The organism is Escherichia sp. MOD1-EC6300 (genome assembly GCF_002965045.1).
Lineage (GTDB): Bacteria > Pseudomonadota > Gammaproteobacteria > Enterobacterales > Enterobacteriaceae > Escherichia > Escherichia coli_F.
The window spans coordinates 433,710-450,108 of the sequence record NZ_PTRH01000001.1 but is presented as its reverse complement, the minus strand read 5'-3'; the positions used below and the strand labels follow the sequence as shown (position 1 = coordinate 450,108).

Genomic DNA, 16,399 nt, shown 5'->3' with positions numbered 1-16,399 from the left:
CGGTAGCGGATATGAATTGTTAACTGAGAACAAACTAAATGGATAAATTTCGTGTTCAGGGGCCAACGAAGCTCCAGGGCGAAGTCACAATTTCCGGCGCTAAAAATGCTGCTCTGCCTATTCTTTTTGCCGCACTACTGGCGGAAGAACCGGTAGAGATCCAGAACGTCCCGAAACTGAAAGACGTTGATACATCAATGAAGCTGCTAAGCCAGCTGGGTGCGAAAGTAGAGCGTAATGGTTCTGTGCATATTGATGCCCGCGAGGTTAATGTATTCTGCGCACCTTACGATCTGGTTAAAACCATGCGTGCCTCTATCTGGGCACTGGGGCCGCTGGTAGCGCGCTTTGGGCAGGGGCAAGTTTCACTGCCTGGCGGTTGTACGATTGGTGCGCGTCCGGTTGATCTACACATTTCTGGCCTCGAACAATTAGGCGCGACCATCAAACTGGAAGAAGGTTACGTTAAAGCTTCCGTCGACGGTCGTCTGAAAGGCGCACATATCGTGATGGATAAAGTCAGCGTTGGCGCAACGGTGACCATCATGTGTGCTGCAACCCTGGCGGAAGGCACCACGATTATTGAAAACGCAGCGCGTGAACCGGAAATCGTCGATACCGCGAACTTCCTGATTACGCTGGGTGCGAAAATTAGCGGTCAGGGCACCGATCGTATCATCATCGAAGGTGTGGAACGTTTAGGCGGCGGTGTCTATCGCGTGCTGCCGGATCGTATCGAAACCGGTACTTTCCTTGTGGCGGCGGCGATCTCTCGCGGCAAAATTATCTGCCGTAACGCTCAGCCAGATACTCTTGACGCCGTGCTGGCGAAATTGCGTGACGCTGGAGCGGACATTGAAGTCGGCGAAGACTGGATTAGCCTGGATATGCATGGCAAACGGCCGAAAGCTGTTAACGTACGTACCGCGCCGCATCCGGCATTCCCGACCGATATGCAGGCCCAGTTCACACTGCTGAACCTGGTGGCAGAAGGCACCGGATTCATCACCGAAACGGTCTTTGAAAACCGCTTTATGCACGTACCAGAGCTGAGTCGTATGGGCGCGCATGCCGAAATTGAAAGTAATACCGTTATTTGTCACGGTGTTGAAAAACTTTCTGGCGCACAGGTTATGGCAACCGATCTACGTGCTTCAGCAAGCCTGGTGCTGGCTGGTTGTATTGCGGAAGGGACAACGGTGGTTGATCGTATTTATCACATCGATCGTGGCTACGAACGTATTGAAGACAAACTGCGCGCTTTAGGTGCAAATATTGAGCGTGTGAAAGGCGAGTAATCGTCCGAGAGCTGGCAGCCCCGTTCGCGGGGCTACCGCCAGACCACTCATTTTTTCGGTTTAGTGTAGCTACGCATCAACTGCGTTCTGTCGATAAACTCATGGGTCTGCGGATCATGGTAGCGTGATGGCCAGATAACCCAGGGGTCAGTTCCCAGGGCTTTCGCAATAATCATCTCTCCTTTCGGCCATGGGCGCGATAATGCGTTCGCCAGCGTTGAGGAACTCAAACCATTTCTACGAGATTCCGCCGCCATTGACGTTCCTTTCTTGCGTAAACCCGCAATGATGTCAGCGGGATGCCAGTCAATGAAATTACTTTCCATCTTTCCTCACTCCTTAAGTTAGTCGCTTTCATTCAGAACACTTCTTCTGTCGAGCATCACTATACTCCTGATGGCCTATTGCTCTAAAAAGTTCCTGTAAAGAGTGTGAATATTCAGAATATATAAAGATACATACACTGGTTTTTCAGGCGTTATTACGCTGAATAAGTGTTTTTATGGAACTTATTGGAATCATCCCGCGCACTGCGCGGGATGAGGGGGAGGGGATTAACGATCGCGTTGAACAGCGATGTGCGCGAGGCCGATGAGTGCTTCTCGCCACGGGGTGTCCGGGAGCACCTGTAACGCTGCGATGGCTTTGTCTGCTTCTTCCTCGGCACGCTGACGCGTCCATTCAAGAGAGCCACAAGCGTTCATTGCTTCCAGAACCGGTTCCAGAAGATGACGACCGTTACCCTGTTCGATGGCGGTACGAATCATCTGTGCCTGTTCTGGTGTGCCATGATGCATTGCATGCAGCAGCGGCAGCGTTGGTTTACCTTCGTTCAGATCATCGCCGACGTTTTTACCCAACTGTTCGCCATCGGCATTGTAATCGAGCAAATCGTCGATCAACTGGAAAGCGGTGCCGAGATAACGCCCATAATCTTGCAGACCTTTCTCCTCCTCCGGCGAACAACCTGCCAGAATCCCGGAACACTGCGCGGCAGCCTCAAACAGACGCGCGGTCTTGCTGTAGATAACGCGCATGTAGTTTTCTTCGGTGATGTCCGGGTCGTTAACGTTCATCAGTTGCAGAACTTCACCTTCTGCGATGACGTTTACGGCTTCAGACATCACTTCCAGCACTTTGAGCGAACCGAGGCTGGTCATCATCTGGAACGCGCGGGTATAAATAAAATCGCCTACCAGCACACTGGCAGCATTGCCAAACGCAGCGTTGGCGGTAGCTTTACCCCTGCGCATATCTGATTCATCCACTACGTCGTCGTGTAGCAGAGTCGCCGTGTGGATAAATTCGATCAGGGCTGCAATGGTGACATGCGCATTTCCCTCATAGCCAACAGCTCGTGCAGCCAGTACAGCAATCATCGGACGAATACGTTTACCGCCGCCGCTGACGATGTAATAGCCTAACTGATTGATCAGTTGGACGTCGGAATTAAGCTGCTCAAGGATTGCCGCATTAACACCCGCCATATCTTGCGCGGTTAACTCATTGATTTTTTCTAAATTCATCGCAAAAGCCGGGCTTTTCGCCCCGATTACCTTACTGTGAACAAAGGCAACTTAGGGTTTATGGTTAGGAATATAGGGTGATTGTACTGAAAAAATGGCACAGATAAACGTTACCGTACAAGTTGTGTTTTTTTTCTTCGTGTATTGACTGTAGCACTTGTCAAAGGCGTGCGTTTTGCGTAATATTCGCGCCCTATTGTGAATATTTATAGCGCACTCTGAATCATTGAAAAGGTGTGCGCGGAAGCGGAGTTTTATATGTACGCGGTTTTCCAAAGTGGTGGTAAACAACACCGAGTAAGCGAAGGTCAGACCGTTCGCCTGGAAAAGCTGGACATCGCAACTGGCGAAACTGTTGAGTTCGCTGAAGTGCTGATGATCGCAAACGGTGAAGAAGTCAAAATCGGCGTTCCTTTCGTTGATGGCGGCGTAATCAAAGCTGAAGTTGTTGCTCACGGTCGTGGCGAGAAAGTTAAAATCGTTAAGTTTCGTCGTCGTAAACACTATCGTAAGCAGCAGGGCCATCGTCAGTGGTTCACTGATGTGAAAATTACTGGCATCAGCGCCTAAGACCTGAGGAGAGATTTCAAATGGCACATAAAAAGGCTGGCGGCTCCACACGTAACGGTCGCGATTCAGAAGCTAAACGCCTGGGCGTTAAGCGTTTCGGTGGCGAATCCGTTCTGGCGGGTAGCATCATCGTTCGTCAACGTGGTACCAAATTCCACGCAGGCGCTAACGTAGGTTGCGGTCGTGACCACACTCTGTTTGCTAAAGCAGACGGTAAAGTGAAATTCGAAGTTAAAGGCCCGAAAAACCGTAAATTTATCAGCATCGAAGCTGAATAAGTTTTTCGCGTCCCGGTAACGGATGAAAGCCCCGCAACACGTTGCGGGGCTTTTTACATTCGATAACCGGTAAAAATTCGCATCGTGCGGCGTTAACTCGCAAATGCGTTTTGTAGGGAATACGGTATGAAGCAGCAGGCAGGCATTGGCATTCTTTTGGCGCTCACCACAGCAATTTGCTGGGGGGCGTTGCCAATTGCAATGAAGCAGGTGCTGGAGGTGATGGAACCTCCGACAATCGTGTTTTACCGTTTCTTGATGGCGAGTATTGGCCTTGGCGCCATTCTTGCGGTGAAGAAGAGGTTGCCGCCATTACGCGTGTTTCGTAAGCCACGCTGGTTGATTTTGTTGGCAGTGGCGACCGCCGGGCTGTTTGGGAACTTCATCCTGTTCAGCTCATCCTTGCAATACCTGAGTCCGACCGCTTCGCAGGTGATTGGGCAACTCTCGCCAGTTGGCATGATGGTTGCCAGCGTATTTATCCTGAAAGAGAAAATGCGCAGCACCCAGGTCGTGGGGGCATTGATGCTCCTGAGCGGCCTGGTGATGTTTTTTAACACCAGTCTGGTTGAGATATTTACAAAGCTCACCGATTACACCTGGGGAGTTATCTTTGGGGTCGGTGCGGCGACGGTTTGGGTGAGTTATGGCGTAGCGCAGAAGGTTTTATTGCGTCGGCTGGCCTCACCGCAGATCCTGTTTTTGCTGTACACTTTATGTACAATTGCGCTCTTCCCTCTGGCAAATCCTGGAGTGATAGCGCAGCTTAGCCACTGGCAGCTCGCATGTTTAATTTTTTGCGGACTGAATACATTGGTAGGATATGGCGCCCTGGCGGAAGCGATGGCTCGCTGGCAGGCAGCGCAGGTGAGCGCGATCATCACGCTCACCCCACTGTTTACGCTGTTTTTTTCAGATCTTTTATCACTGGCCTGGCCCGATTTCTTCGCCAGACCGATGTTAAACCTTTTAGGTTATCTCGGTGCGTTTGTCGTGGTTGCGGGCGCGATGTATTCCGCCATTGGTCATCGTATTTGGGGCGGATTACGTAAGCATACAACGGTGGTATCGCAACCCCGCGCAGGCGAATGATTTACGGAGAATAAAATGAAGTTTGTTGATGAAGCATCGATTCTGGTCGTTGCAGGTGATGGCGGTAATGGTTGCGTGAGTTTCCGCCGCGAAAAATATATTCCGAAAGGCGGCCCGGATGGCGGCGACGGCGGTGACGGTGGTGACGTATGGATGGAAGCCGACGAGAACCTGAACACACTGATCGATTATCGTTTTGAAAAATCTTTCCGTGCAGAACGCGGTCAGAACGGTGCAAGCCGCGATTGTACCGGTAAGCGCGGTAAAGACGTCACGATTAAAGTGCCGGTAGGTACGCGTGTTATCGATCAGGGTACCGGTGAAACCATGGGCGATATGACCAAACACGGTCAGCGTCTGCTGGTTGCCAAGGGGGGCTGGCACGGTCTGGGCAATACCCGCTTCAAATCGTCCGTTAACCGTACGCCACGGCAGAAAACTAACGGTACGCCGGGCGATAAGCGCGAGCTGCTGCTGGAGCTGATGTTGCTGGCTGACGTCGGTATGTTGGGAATGCCGAATGCGGGTAAATCGACCTTTATCCGCGCTGTTTCGGCGGCTAAACCGAAAGTGGCGGATTATCCGTTTACCACTCTGGTACCGAGCCTGGGTGTGGTACGAATGGACAACGAAAAGAGCTTCGTTGTTGCCGATATTCCAGGGCTAATTGAAGGCGCTGCGGAAGGTGCAGGACTGGGGATTCGCTTCCTGAAACACCTGGAACGTTGCCGCGTCTTGTTGCACCTCATCGATATCGATCCGATTGACGGTACCGATCCGGTTGAAAACGCGCGTATTATTATCAGCGAGCTGGAAAAATACAGCCAGGATTTGGCGGCAAAACCACGTTGGTTAGTCTTCAACAAGATCGACCTGCTGGATAAGGCAGAAGCTGAAGAGAAAGCCAAAGCGATCGCGGAGGCGCTGGGCTGGGAAGATAAATATTATCTGATCTCTGCGGCGAGCGGACTGGGCGTGAAAGATCTCTGCTGGGATGTGATGACTTTTATCATTGAAAACCCAGTTGTGCAGGCCGAAGAAGCGAAACAGCCAGAGAAAGTCGAATTCATGTGGGATGATTATCACCGTCAGCAGCTTGAAGAGATTGCTGAAGAGGATGATGAAGACTGGGATGACGACTGGGACGAAGACGACGAAGAAGGCGTTGAGTTCATTTACAAGCGTTAATCAGCTAAACCCCGGCCATGTGCCGGGGTTTCTCTTTAGACTAATTATTCTGATAAATATCTTTATACAAACGGCTTTCAAAACGCACTAACGGAATGCGGCGATTACGCTGATCCGCGGGTTCTACCGCATAGCCAGAAAGATATTGTACAAACGCCATTCGTTGCCCGCTCGCTGTGGTAATGAATCCCGCCAGGTTATATACCCCCTGCAAAGAGCCGGTTTTTGCTGAGACCTTTCCGTCCACGCCAGCCTGATGCAGGCCCGCACGGTACTGCAAAGAGCCGTCATAGCCTGCCAGCGGCAGCATAGAGATAAAGTTAAGTTCATTGTCATGTTGGGCAATGTATTGCAGCACCTGCATCATGGTGGCAGGTGCAATCAGGTTATGCCGCGAAAGCCCTGAACCATCGGCAATAATCGTGTTACCAATATCGATACCAGCTTGCTGACGCAGGATCTGACGTACGGCATCCGATCCGGCCCGCCATGTTCCGGGCACATTGAAGCGCGCATGGCCTATCATGCGGAAAACCGTATCGGCAATCATGTTGTCTGACTTTTTCAGCATAATCTTAAGCAGATCGTGCAACGGGGCCGACTGTTTACTGGCAACTACCGTTCCGGGTTCATTAACCTGAGTCTGGCGCAGCAGTGTTCCGCTCCAGGTGATACCTGCCTGTTTTAACTCATCTTTCAGAATTGCACCGGCATAGCTGGCTCCATCCTGTATGGCAAAAGCCAACGGGAGCGGCTCAGAACGTTGTGGCAGGCATCCGGTCAGCGTAAAGCGGTTCAGGTCGCCTGGCACCACATCCAGCTCGCAATATTGCGCTTCGGCAGAACCACGGGGGAGGGTGCGTACCTGGCTGAACATCGTAACAGGGTAATAAGATGCCACGCGTATAAAGGCCATATCACCGGGTTTTTGGGCACTGTAGAGCGAGACGGAGAAACAGTTGCGGTCAACTATGGCGGCGGCAGGCGGAGCGCTAAAGCATTGTGTCATGTCATTCCACGGCCAGCCGGGTGCTTTATCGTGGCTGGCAAAAATGGAGGTGTCTATCAACACATTACCATCAATTTGGTTGACGCCAGATTTTTTCAAAGTCGTGACCATATTGCGAATATCCTGACGTTTTAACGTCGGATCGGCACCAAATCGCGCCACTAAGTCACCCTTGAGTACGCCGTTTTCCACATTGCCTTTGGTTTCAAGCGTAGTAGTAAAACGAAAATCGGGGCCGAGTTGAATCAACGCCGCCAGCGCAGTAATCACTTTCTGCGTACTGGCGGGCAGCGCCATCTGCTGACTGTGGTAATCAATAGCGGGGGCCGATGCGCCGACTTTTTGCACCATCAGGGCAAGGTTGGCACCAGCGGGGAGTTGAGTAATGTACTCATCAACATTCGCGGCCTGAACACTGAACGCTATACAGCTGGTCAATCCGATGATAAATCTGGAAAATCGCATAATCTCGCGCTAACAACCTGGAATCGAGCCGTCATACTACGGCGCAACGCCCTATAAAGTAAACGATGACCCTGCGGGAACTTCAGGGTAAAATGACTATCAAAATGTGAATTGCAGCTGACCTGGGACTTGTACCCGGGTCGGTATTTTTTTGCTTCTGGTCCCGGTGAGGAGTTATGCCGGGCAGGCCGAACAGCTGGGGTGGGTGGAGACTCGCCCCATCAGGAATATTCAAGAGGTATAACAAATGCAAGCTATTCCGATGACCTTACGCGGCGCTGAAAAATTACGCGAAGAGCTGGATTTTCTGAAATCTGTGCGCCGTCCTGAAATTATTGCTGCTATCGCGGAAGCGCGCGAGCATGGCGACCTGAAAGAAAACGCCGAATACCACGCAGCTCGTGAACAGCAGGGTTTCTGCGAAGGTCGTATCAAAGATATTGAAGCCAAACTGTCGAACGCCCAGGTGATTGATGTCACCAAAATGCCTAACAATGGGCGCGTTATTTTTGGTGCTACCGTAACGGTGTTGAATCTGGATTCTGACGAAGAGCAGACTTATCGCATCGTTGGCGATGACGAAGCTGACTTTAAACAGAACCTGATTTCTGTAAACTCGCCTATTGCCCGTGGCCTGATCGGCAAAGAAGAAGATGATGTTGTGGTCATCAAAACGCCGGGCGGCGAAGTAGAATTTGAAGTAATTAAGGTGGAATACCTGTAAGAATTACCCAATACTCAAGATGTTGATGTATTGTAAAGAAAGGAAAAAGGCCGCTATGCGGCCTTTTATCAACGAACAGAGCGTGGCATTTTGCTCTCCTGCCTGCGGAAAACCCCTCGTTTTACACAGCAAATGTGTGTAACTTTAGGATAATCTTAGCGTGGCAACGAGATTTTACGTTCTTTAGTTGGGCGATAAAGCACCAGCGTTTTACCGATGACCTGTACATTACAGGCGCCGGTTTCGCGCACGATAGCTTCCACGATCAAGGTTTTAGTTTCGCGATCTTCGGTGGCGATTTTCACCTTGATGAGTTCATGGTGCTCTAACGCTTGTTCAATCTCGGCCAGTACCCCTTCGGTCAAACCATTACTGCCAAGCAGAACAACTGGCTTGAGCGGATGTGCCAGACCTTTCAGGTGCTGTTTTTGTTTAGTACTCAGATTCATCGTATTTTTTGCTTACGTTGGGATTGAAAACGGGTCATTCTACCGCCATCTCCCATATATCACCAAATAGGCGCGTAAAAATTTACGCAATTGGTTACGATGAGTTATCCCCATGGGAAAGTTAAATGACAGGTAAGAAGCGTTCTGCCAGCTCCAGCCGCTGGCTTCAGGAACACTTTAGCGATAAATATGTTCAACAGGCACAGAAAAAGGGGTTACGTTCCCGTGCCTGGTTTAAACTTGATGAAATACAGCAAAGTGACAAACTCTTTAAACCGGGAATGACGGTTGTCGACCTTGGTGCTGCTCCGGGTGGTTGGTCACAATATGTGGTCACCCAAATTGGCGGCAAAGGCCGCATCATCGCTTGCGATCTTTTACCTATGGATCCTATCGTTGGTGTGGACTTTCTTCAGGGCGATTTTCGTGATGAACTGGTGATGAAAGCACTGCTGGAGCGCGTTGGCGACAGCAAAGTCCAGGTTGTCATGTCCGATATGGCACCAAACATGAGCGGAACACCGGCGGTGGATATCCCCCGTGCCATGTATCTGGTGGAACTGGCGTTAGAAATGTGTCGTGATGTATTAGCGCCAGGTGGCAGTTTTGTAGTGAAGGTGTTCCAGGGCGAAGGTTTCGATGAGTATCTAAGGGAAATTCGCTCCCTGTTTACGAAGGTCAAAGTTCGTAAGCCGGACTCTTCTCGTGCACGTTCGCGGGAAGTGTATATTGTAGCGACCGGGCGTAAACCCTAACCGGGAGATTTCAGACGAAAGTTTGAAAGATGCTGGATATAGAGTATCCTGACGCTGTTTTTAACACAGTTGTAATAAGAGGTTAATCCCTTGAGTGACATGGCGAAAAACCTAATTCTCTGGCTGGTCATTGCCGTTGTGCTGATGTCAGTATTCCAGAGCTTTGGGCCCAGCGAGTCTAATGGCCGTAAGGTGGATTACTCTACCTTCCTACAAGAGGTCAATAACGACCAGGTTCGTGAAGCGCGTATCAACGGACGTGAAATCAACGTTACCAAGAAAGATAGTAACCGTTATACCACTTACATTCCGGTTCAGGATCCGAAATTACTGGATAACCTGTTGACCAAGAACGTCAAGGTTGTCGGTGAACCGCCTGAAGAACCAAGCCTGCTGGCTTCTATCTTCATCTCCTGGTTCCCGATGCTGTTGCTGATTGGTGTCTGGATCTTCTTCATGCGTCAAATGCAGGGCGGCGGTGGCAAAGGTGCCATGTCGTTCGGTAAGAGCAAAGCGCGCATGCTGACGGAAGATCAGATCAAAACGACCTTTGCTGACGTTGCGGGCTGCGACGAAGCAAAAGAAGAAGTTGCTGAACTGGTTGAGTATCTGCGCGAGCCGAGCCGCTTCCAGAAACTCGGCGGTAAGATCCCGAAAGGCGTCCTGATGGTCGGTCCTCCGGGTACCGGTAAAACGCTGCTGGCGAAAGCGATTGCAGGCGAAGCGAAAGTTCCGTTCTTTACTATCTCCGGTTCTGACTTCGTAGAAATGTTCGTCGGTGTGGGTGCATCCCGTGTTCGTGACATGTTCGAACAGGCGAAGAAAGCGGCTCCGTGCATCATCTTTATCGATGAAATCGACGCCGTAGGCCGCCAGCGTGGCGCAGGACTGGGCGGTGGTCACGATGAACGTGAACAGACTCTGAACCAGATGCTGGTTGAGATGGATGGCTTCGAAGGTAACGAAGGTATCATCGTTATCGCTGCGACTAACCGTCCGGACGTTCTCGACCCGGCGCTGCTGCGTCCTGGCCGTTTCGACCGTCAGGTTGTGGTTGGCTTGCCAGATGTTCGCGGTCGTGAGCAGATCCTGAAAGTTCACATGCGTCGCGTACCATTGGCACCCGATATCGACGCGGCAATCATTGCCCGTGGTACTCCTGGTTTCTCCGGTGCTGACCTGGCGAACCTGGTGAACGAAGCGGCACTGTTCGCTGCTCGTGGCAACAAACGTGTTGTGTCGATGGTTGAGTTCGAGAAAGCGAAAGACAAAATCATGATGGGTGCGGAACGTCGCTCCATGGTGATGACGGAAGCGCAGAAAGAATCGACTGCTTACCACGAAGCAGGTCACGCGATTATCGGTCGCCTGGTGCCGGAACACGATCCGGTGCACAAAGTAACGATTATCCCGCGCGGTCGTGCGCTGGGTGTGACCTTCTTTTTGCCTGAGGGCGACGCAATCAGCGCCAGCCGTCAGAAACTGGAAAGCCAGATTTCTACACTGTACGGCGGTCGTCTGGCAGAAGAGATCATCTACGGGCCAGAACATGTTTCTACCGGGGCGTCCAACGATATTAAAGTTGCGACCAACCTGGCGCGTAACATGGTTACCCAGTGGGGCTTCTCTGAGAAACTCGGTCCGCTGCTGTATGCGGAAGAAGAAGGTGAAGTGTTCCTCGGTCGTAGCGTAGCGAAAGCGAAACATATGTCCGATGAAACGGCACGTATCATCGACCAGGAAGTGAAAGCACTGATCGAGCGTAACTATAATCGTGCGCGTCAGCTTCTGACCGACAATATGGATATTCTGCATGCGATGAAAGATGCTCTCATGAAATATGAGACTATCGACGCACCGCAGATTGATGACCTGATGGCACGTCGCGATGTACGTCCGCCAGCGGGCTGGGAAGAACCAGGCGCTTCTAACAATTCTGGCGACAATGGTAGTCCAAAGGCTCCGCGTCCGGTTGATGAACCGCGTACGCCGAACCCGGGTAACACCATGTCAGAGCAGTTAGGCGACAAGTAAGTTCCCGCATTAGATGACTGTATTTGTACCGAAAACCCCGGGGCGTGCTCCGGGGTTTTTTCTTATCAATTCATACCAGGGATAACATCATGAAACTCTTTGCCCAGGGCACTTCACTGGACCTTAGCCATCCTCACGTAATGGGGATCCTCAACGTTACGCCTGATTCCTTTTCGGATGGCGGCACGCATAACTCGCTGATAGATGCGGTGAAACATGCGAATCTGATGATCAACGCTGGTGCGACGATCATTGACGTTGGTGGCGAGTCCACGCGCCCAGGGGCGGCGGAAGTTAGCGTTGAAGAAGAGTTGCAGCGTGTTATTCCTGTGGTTGAGGCAATTGCTCAACGCTTCGAAGTCTGGATCTCAGTAGATACTTCCAAACCAGAAGTCATACGTGAGTCAGCGAAAGTTGGTGCTCACATTATTAACGATATTCGCTCTCTTTCCGAACCTGGCGCTCTGGAAGCTGCTGCAGAAACCGGTTTGCCAGTTTGCCTGATGCATATGCAGGGAAATCCAAAAACCATGCAGGAAGCCCCGAAGTATGACGATGTCTTTGCGGAAGTGAATCGCTACTTTATTGAGCAGATAGCTCGTTGTGAGCAGGCGGGTATCGCAAAAGAGAAATTGTTGCTCGACCCCGGATTCGGTTTCGGTAAAAATCTCTCCCATAACTATTCATTACTGGCGCGCCTGGCTGAATTTCACCATTTCAACCTGCCGCTGTTGGTGGGTATGTCACGAAAATCGATGATTGGGCAATTGCTGAACGTGGGGCCGTCCGAGCGCCTGAGTGGTAGTTTGGCCTGTGCGGTCATTGCCGCAATGCAAGGTGCGCACATCATTCGTGTTCATGACGTCAAAGAAACCGTAGAAGCGATGCGGGTGGTGGAAGCCACTCTGTCTGCAAAGGAAAACAAACGCTATGAGTAATCGTAAATATTTCGGTACCGATGGGATTCGTGGTCGTGTAGGGGATGCGCCGATCACCCCTGATTTTGTACTTAAGTTGGGTTGGGCCGCCGGTAAAGTGCTGGCGCGCCACGGCTCGCGTAAGATCATTATTGGTAAAGACACGCGTATTTCTGGCTATATGCTGGAGTCAGCACTGGAAGCGGGTCTGGCGGCTGCGGGCCTTTCCGCACTCTTTACAGGCCCGATGCCTACACCTGCCGTGGCTTATCTGACGCGTACCTTCCGCGCAGAGGCCGGGATTGTAATTTCTGCATCGCATAACCCATTCTACGATAACGGCATTAAATTCTTTTCTATTGACGGTACTAAGCTGCCGGATGCAGTTGAAGAAGCCATCGAAGCGGAAATGGAAAAAGAGATCAGCTGTGTTGATTCGGCAGAACTGGGTAAAGCCAGCCGTATCGTTGATGCTGCGGGTCGCTATATCGAGTTTTGCAAAGCCACGTTCCCGAACGAACTTAGCCTCAGTGAACTGAAGATTGTGGTGGATTGTGCAAACGGCGCGACTTATCACATCGCGCCGAACGTGCTGCGTGAACTGGGGGCGAACGTTATCGCTATCGGTTGTGAGCCGAACGGCGTAAACATCAATGCCGAAGTGGGGGCAACAGATGTTCGTGCGTTACAGGCGCGCGTACTGGCTGAAAAAGCAGATCTTGGGATCGCCTTTGACGGTGACGGCGACCGCGTGATTATGGTTGACCATGAAGGCAATAAAGTCGATGGCGACCAGATTATGTATATCATCGCGCGCGAAGGTCTGCGTCAGGGCCAACTGCGTGGTGGCGCGGTGGGTACATTGATGAGCAACATGGGGCTGGAACTCGCCCTGAAACAGCTAGGAATTCCGTTTGCTCGTGCGAAAGTGGGTGATCGCTACGTACTGGAAAAAATGCAGGAGAAAGGCTGGCGTATCGGTGCAGAGAATTCTGGTCATGTGATCCTGCTGGATAAAACCACAACCGGTGACGGCATCGTTGCTGGTTTGCAGGTGCTGGCGGCGATGGCGCGTAACCATATGAGCCTGCACGATCTTTGCAGCGGCATGAAAATGTTCCCGCAGATTCTGGTTAACGTGCGTTACACCGCAGGTAGCGGCGATCCGCTGGAGCATGAATCAGTCAAAGCTGTAACCGCAGAAGTTGAAGCGGCGCTGGGTAGCCGTGGACGTGTGCTGTTGCGTAAATCCGGCACCGAACCGTTAATTCGCGTGATGGTAGAAGGCGAAGACGAAGCGCAGGTGACTGAATTTGCACACCGCATCGCCGATGCAGTAAAAGCCGTTTAACGCGTTATATAACTGTCTAAAAAGGCGGCGATTGTCGCCTTTTTTCTCGGTGAACATATCGGTTTTGCTGTTTTTTTCCGCAGTTGATACAATGCGATAAAATTGCCCTTGCGAAGGTCATTCGCTTTGGTTAGTATTCACACCCGCTTCAGTGGGAAAGATTAGAAATTCCCGCTTTATTGGTTGAAGCATTGGTACGCGGCAACTCCGCAAGGAACAGGTTGATTATGTACGAAGCTCTTTTAGTAGTTTTCCTTATTGTGGCAATTGGCCTTGTTGGTCTGATCATGCTGCAGCAAGGTAAAGGCGCTGATATGGGAGCCTCCTTCGGAGCAGGCGCTTCCGCTACGCTGTTTGGTTCAAGTGGTTCTGGTAACTTCATGACCCGCATGACGGCGCTGCTGGCAACGTTATTCTTCATCATCAGTCTGGTGCTGGGTAACATCAATAGCAACAAAACCAATAAAGGTAGTGAATGGGAAAACCTGAGTGCACCGGCCAAAACCGAACAAACTCAGCCAGCTGCTCCGGCTAAGCCGACCAGCGATATCCCGAACTAAAAGTAGTATCCGTGCCGAGGTGGTGGAATTGGTAGACACGCTACCTTGAGGTGGTAGTGCCCAATAGGGCTTACGGGTTCAAGTCCCGTCCTCGGTACCAAATTCCAGAAAAGAGACGCTGAAAAGCGTCTTTTTTCGTTTTGGTCCTGGTCTGAGGAATGGTTGTCAGATATCTGTATCTCGTCCAGTTGCTTTACTCGTAGCTGGTACTTTGAAACGATGGTGCCGGTACGCCTTAGTTATAAACTTTTCCCTACTGCTGACATAATTGGCACTTTATTGTGTCAACTCCAGTTCCGGTACGAATACGGATATGTTTACTTCTCGATAAACCATCCTGCTCCTGTCAGTATAACTACTGATGGCTACGTTCTGCGTAATGTTTAGAGACGCATTGATAATGTTATTTAATTACTGAGAACAATGGCCGCATCATTTAAAAAGAAAAAACTAACAGTGTTTCGGTCTGATATGGATCAGCATTGAAAAACATGTCTGATATAAAATTGAACATTGTTGATAATTGTTTATATTGGTTGTGAACTTGGATTTCTGGATGACAGTATTCAACAAATTTGTTAGAAGTTTTAAATCTCATTGGTTGTTGTATCTTTGTGTTATTGTTTTTGGTATTACGAACTTAGTCGCCTCTTCCGGAGCGCATATGGTTCAGCGATTGCTGTTCTTCGTTCTGACCATCCTGGTTGTTAAACGTATATCATCCCTTCCGCTTCGCCTGCTTGTTGCCGCACCATTTGTGTTACTGACAGCGGCAGACATGAGTATTAGCCTCTATTCATGGTGTACCTTTGGTACAACTTTCAATGATGGATTTGCGATTAGTGTGCTGCAGAGTGATCCGGATGAAGTTGTCAAAATGCTGGGGATGTATATCCCTTATCTATGTGCTTTTGCCTTTTTATCCCTTCTTTTTTTGGCAGTAATAATAAAATATGATGTTTCCTTGCCGACGAAAAAAGTGACAGGAATATTATTGCTGATTGTCATTTCGGGCAGTTTATTTTCCGCTTGTCAATTTGCTTATAAAGATGCAAAAAATAAAAAAGCGTTCAGTCCATATATACTAGCGTCGCGATTTGCTACCTATACACCGTTTTTCAATCTCAATTATTTTGCTTTAGCAGCGAAAGAGCATCAAAGATTACTCTCAATTGCAAACACGGTGCCGTATTTTCAATTATCAGTCAGGGATACAGGTATTGATACCTACGTGTTGATTGTGGGGGAGTCTGTACGTGTCGACAATATGTCTTTGTATGGATATACACGCTCTACGACACCGCAAGTCGAAGCACAAAGAAAACAGATCAAACTGTTTAATCAAGCAATAAGCGGTGCACCTTACACTGCGCTGTCGGTTCCCCTTTCTTTAACTGCTGATTCTGTTTTGAGTCATGACATTCATAATTACCCGGACAACATTATTAATATGGCTAATCAAGCAGGATTTCAGACTTTCTGGCTAAGCTCGCAATCCGCTTTTCGGCAGAATGGTACAGCAGTTACCAGTATCGCCATGCGCGCCATGGAAACAGTCTATGTCAGAGGATTTGATGAATTGTTGTTGCCGCATTTATCGCAAGCGTTACAGCAAAAGACGCAGCAAAAGAAACTGATTGTTCTTCATTTAAATGGAAGCCATGAACCGGCTTGTAGCGCCTATCCGCAATCCAGCGCCGTGTTTCAACCACAGGACGATCAGGATGCCTGCTATGACAACTCCATTCATTACACAGATAGTTTGCTAGGTCAGGTTTTTGAATTATTAAAAGATCGCCGAGCCTCGGTCATGTATTTTGCCGACCATGGCCTGGAACGCGACCCGACGAAGAAGAACATTTATTTTCATGGAGGCAGGGAGGCCAGCCAGCAGGCATATCATGTTCCGATGTTTATCTGGTATAGCCCCGTTCTTGGGGATGGCGTGGATCGCACAACGGAAAACGATATCTTTTCCACTGCTTACAATAATTACCTTATTAATGCGTGGATGGGGGTAACAAAGCCGGAACAGCCGCAAACGCTGGAGGAAGTGATTGCACACTATAAAGGAGATTCACGGGTTGTAGATGCAAACCATGATGTTTTCGATTTTGTGATGCTAAGAAAGGAGTTTACTGAGGATAAGCAAGGTAACCCCACCCCTGAAGGGCAGGGTTGAT

General features: G+C 50.0%; 16 protein-coding genes and 1 tRNA gene. 13 read left to right on the top strand and 4 right to left on the bottom strand.

The window, feature by feature from the left end:
* Positions 1-38 precede the first annotated feature (38 nt).
* Entirely contained in the window at positions 39-1,298 is a 1,260-nt protein-coding gene (gene murA / locus BGE37_RS02255) for a UDP-N-acetylglucosamine 1-carboxyvinyltransferase (protein WP_000357278.1), read from the top strand.
* Positions 1,299-1,345: 47 nt separating this feature from the next.
* Here the strand turns inward: murA and sfsB are convergent, their stop codons facing one another.
* Both sfsB and ispB read right to left on the bottom strand, forming a co-directional pair.
* Positions 1,346-1,624, bottom strand: a complete 279-nt coding sequence (gene sfsB, locus BGE37_RS02250) for a DNA-binding transcriptional regulator SfsB (RefSeq protein WP_000445413.1) — start codon at positions 1,622-1,624, stop codon at positions 1,346-1,348.
* A 228-nt stretch (positions 1,625-1,852) separates the two neighbouring features.
* Positions 1,853-2,824: an octaprenyl diphosphate synthase gene (ispB, locus tag BGE37_RS02245; RefSeq protein ID WP_001047331.1), complete on the bottom strand. Its 972-nt coding sequence runs from the start codon at positions 2,822-2,824 to the stop codon at positions 1,853-1,855.
* A gap of 258 nt (positions 2,825-3,082) precedes the next feature.
* Here ispB and rplU point away from each other — a divergent pair, with 258 nt between their 5' ends.
* The 4 genes from rplU to cgtA all read left to right on the top strand — a co-directional run bounded on the left by rplU (position 3,083) and on the right by cgtA (position 5,952).
* Positions 3,083-3,394, top strand: a complete 312-nt coding sequence (rplU, locus tag BGE37_RS02240) for a 50S ribosomal protein L21 (protein ID WP_000271401.1) — start codon at positions 3,083-3,085, stop codon at positions 3,392-3,394.
* Between the two features lie 20 nt (positions 3,395-3,414).
* Positions 3,415-3,672 (top strand): 50S ribosomal protein L27, encoded by a 258-nt coding sequence (rpmA, locus tag BGE37_RS02235; protein ID WP_000940595.1) that lies wholly within the window; start codon positions 3,415-3,417, stop codon positions 3,670-3,672.
* Positions 3,673-3,798: 126 nt separating this feature from the next.
* The gene (locus BGE37_RS02230; RefSeq protein WP_000813040.1) at positions 3,799-4,764 is read left to right on the top strand and encodes a DMT family transporter; all 966 of its coding nucleotides are present in this window, start codon (positions 3,799-3,801) and stop codon (positions 4,762-4,764) included.
* Positions 4,765-4,779: 15 nt separating this feature from the next.
* On the top strand, positions 4,780-5,952 hold the full coding sequence (gene cgtA / locus BGE37_RS02225) for an Obg family GTPase CgtA (RefSeq protein ID WP_000673561.1): 1,173 nt from the start codon (positions 4,780-4,782) through the stop codon (positions 5,950-5,952).
* Between the two features lie 40 nt (positions 5,953-5,992).
* Here cgtA and dacB read toward each other — a convergent pair whose 3' ends face one another.
* On the bottom strand, positions 5,993-7,426 hold the full coding sequence (gene dacB / locus BGE37_RS02220; protein ID WP_001212632.1) for a serine-type D-Ala-D-Ala carboxypeptidase: 1,434 nt from the start codon (positions 7,424-7,426) through the stop codon (positions 5,993-5,995).
* Positions 7,427-7,673: 247 nt separating this feature from the next.
* On the opposite strand from dacB, the gene greA reads away from it, so the two are divergent.
* Positions 7,674-8,150 carry a transcription elongation factor GreA gene (gene greA, locus BGE37_RS02215; RefSeq protein ID WP_001148001.1) on the top strand — a complete coding sequence of 159 codons (477 nt, stop codon included), beginning with the start codon at positions 7,674-7,676 and terminating at the stop codon, positions 8,148-8,150.
* 155 nt (positions 8,151-8,305) lie between these two features.
* On the opposite strand, the gene yhbY is transcribed toward greA, so the two are convergent.
* Positions 8,306-8,599, bottom strand: coding sequence for a ribosome assembly RNA-binding protein YhbY (yhbY, locus tag BGE37_RS02210; protein WP_001054420.1), 294 nt, complete (start codon positions 8,597-8,599; stop codon positions 8,306-8,308).
* A 125-nt stretch (positions 8,600-8,724) separates the two neighbouring features.
* On the opposite strand from yhbY, the gene rlmE reads away from it, so the two are divergent.
* From rlmE to BGE37_RS02175, 7 genes are all read left to right on the top strand, one after another.
* A complete protein-coding gene (gene rlmE, locus BGE37_RS02205; protein ID WP_000145975.1) occupies positions 8,725-9,354 on the top strand; it encodes a 23S rRNA (uridine(2552)-2'-O)-methyltransferase RlmE in 630 nt (209 codons plus the stop codon).
* 99 nt (positions 9,355-9,453) lie between these two features.
* Positions 9,454-11,388: an ATP-dependent zinc metalloprotease FtsH gene (gene ftsH / locus BGE37_RS02200; protein WP_001107467.1), complete on the top strand. Its 1,935-nt coding sequence runs from the start codon at positions 9,454-9,456 to the stop codon at positions 11,386-11,388.
* A gap of 89 nt (positions 11,389-11,477) precedes the next feature.
* On the top strand, positions 11,478-12,326 hold the full coding sequence (folP, locus tag BGE37_RS02195) for a dihydropteroate synthase (RefSeq protein WP_000764731.1): 849 nt from the start codon (positions 11,478-11,480) through the stop codon (positions 12,324-12,326).
* A complete protein-coding gene (gene glmM / locus BGE37_RS02190) occupies positions 12,319-13,656 on the top strand; it encodes a phosphoglucosamine mutase (RefSeq protein WP_000071137.1) in 1,338 nt (445 codons plus the stop codon). The genes folP and glmM overlap by 8 nt, the downstream gene beginning before the upstream one ends.
* A 227-nt stretch (positions 13,657-13,883) precedes the next feature.
* Positions 13,884-14,216 carry a preprotein translocase subunit SecG gene (gene secG, locus BGE37_RS02185; protein WP_001295556.1) on the top strand — a complete coding sequence of 111 codons (333 nt, stop codon included), beginning with the start codon at positions 13,884-13,886 and terminating at the stop codon, positions 14,214-14,216.
* Positions 14,217-14,229: 13 nt separating this feature from the next.
* Positions 14,230-14,316, top strand: a tRNA-Leu gene (locus BGE37_RS02180).
* A gap of 456 nt (positions 14,317-14,772) precedes the next feature.
* Positions 14,773-16,398, top strand: a complete 1,626-nt coding sequence (locus BGE37_RS02175; RefSeq protein WP_077760079.1) for a phosphoethanolamine transferase — start codon at positions 14,773-14,775, stop codon at positions 16,396-16,398.
* The last annotated feature ends 1 nt before the right edge of the window (position 16,399 follow it).

Bases quoted from the DNA above. Each gene is read 5' to 3' on its own strand.
- dacB (WP_001212632.1), bottom strand. From the start codon at position 7,426: ATGCGATTTTCCAGATTTATCATCGGATTGACCAGCTGTATAGCGTTC.
- glmM (WP_000071137.1), top strand. From the start codon at position 12,319: ATGAGTAATCGTAAATATTTCGGTACCGATGGGATTCGTGGTCGTGTA.
- rpmA (WP_000940595.1), top strand. From the start codon at position 3,415: ATGGCACATAAAAAGGCTGGCGGCTCCACACGTAACGGTCGCGATTCA.
- rplU (WP_000271401.1), top strand. From the start codon at position 3,083: ATGTACGCGGTTTTCCAAAGTGGTGGTAAACAACACCGAGTAAGCGAA.
- sfsB (WP_000445413.1), bottom strand. From the start codon at position 1,624: ATGGAAAGTAATTTCATTGACTGGCATCCCGCTGACATCATTGCGGGT.
- murA (WP_000357278.1), top strand. From the start codon at position 39: ATGGATAAATTTCGTGTTCAGGGGCCAACGAAGCTCCAGGGCGAAGTC.
- ftsH (WP_001107467.1), top strand. From the start codon at position 9,454: ATGGCGAAAAACCTAATTCTCTGGCTGGTCATTGCCGTTGTGCTGATG.
- yhbY (WP_001054420.1), bottom strand. From the start codon at position 8,599: ATGAATCTGAGTACTAAACAAAAACAGCACCTGAAAGGTCTGGCACAT.
- cgtA (WP_000673561.1), top strand. From the start codon at position 4,780: ATGAAGTTTGTTGATGAAGCATCGATTCTGGTCGTTGCAGGTGATGGC.
- BGE37_RS02230 (WP_000813040.1), top strand. From the start codon at position 3,799: ATGAAGCAGCAGGCAGGCATTGGCATTCTTTTGGCGCTCACCACAGCA.
- folP (WP_000764731.1), top strand. From the start codon at position 11,478: ATGAAACTCTTTGCCCAGGGCACTTCACTGGACCTTAGCCATCCTCAC.
- ispB (WP_001047331.1), bottom strand. From the start codon at position 2,824: ATGAATTTAGAAAAAATCAATGAGTTAACCGCGCAAGATATGGCGGGT.
- greA (WP_001148001.1), top strand. From the start codon at position 7,674: ATGCAAGCTATTCCGATGACCTTACGCGGCGCTGAAAAATTACGCGAA.
- BGE37_RS02175 (WP_077760079.1), top strand. From the start codon at position 14,773: ATGACAGTATTCAACAAATTTGTTAGAAGTTTTAAATCTCATTGGTTG.
- secG (WP_001295556.1), top strand. From the start codon at position 13,884: ATGTACGAAGCTCTTTTAGTAGTTTTCCTTATTGTGGCAATTGGCCTT.
- rlmE (WP_000145975.1), top strand. From the start codon at position 8,725: ATGACAGGTAAGAAGCGTTCTGCCAGCTCCAGCCGCTGGCTTCAGGAA.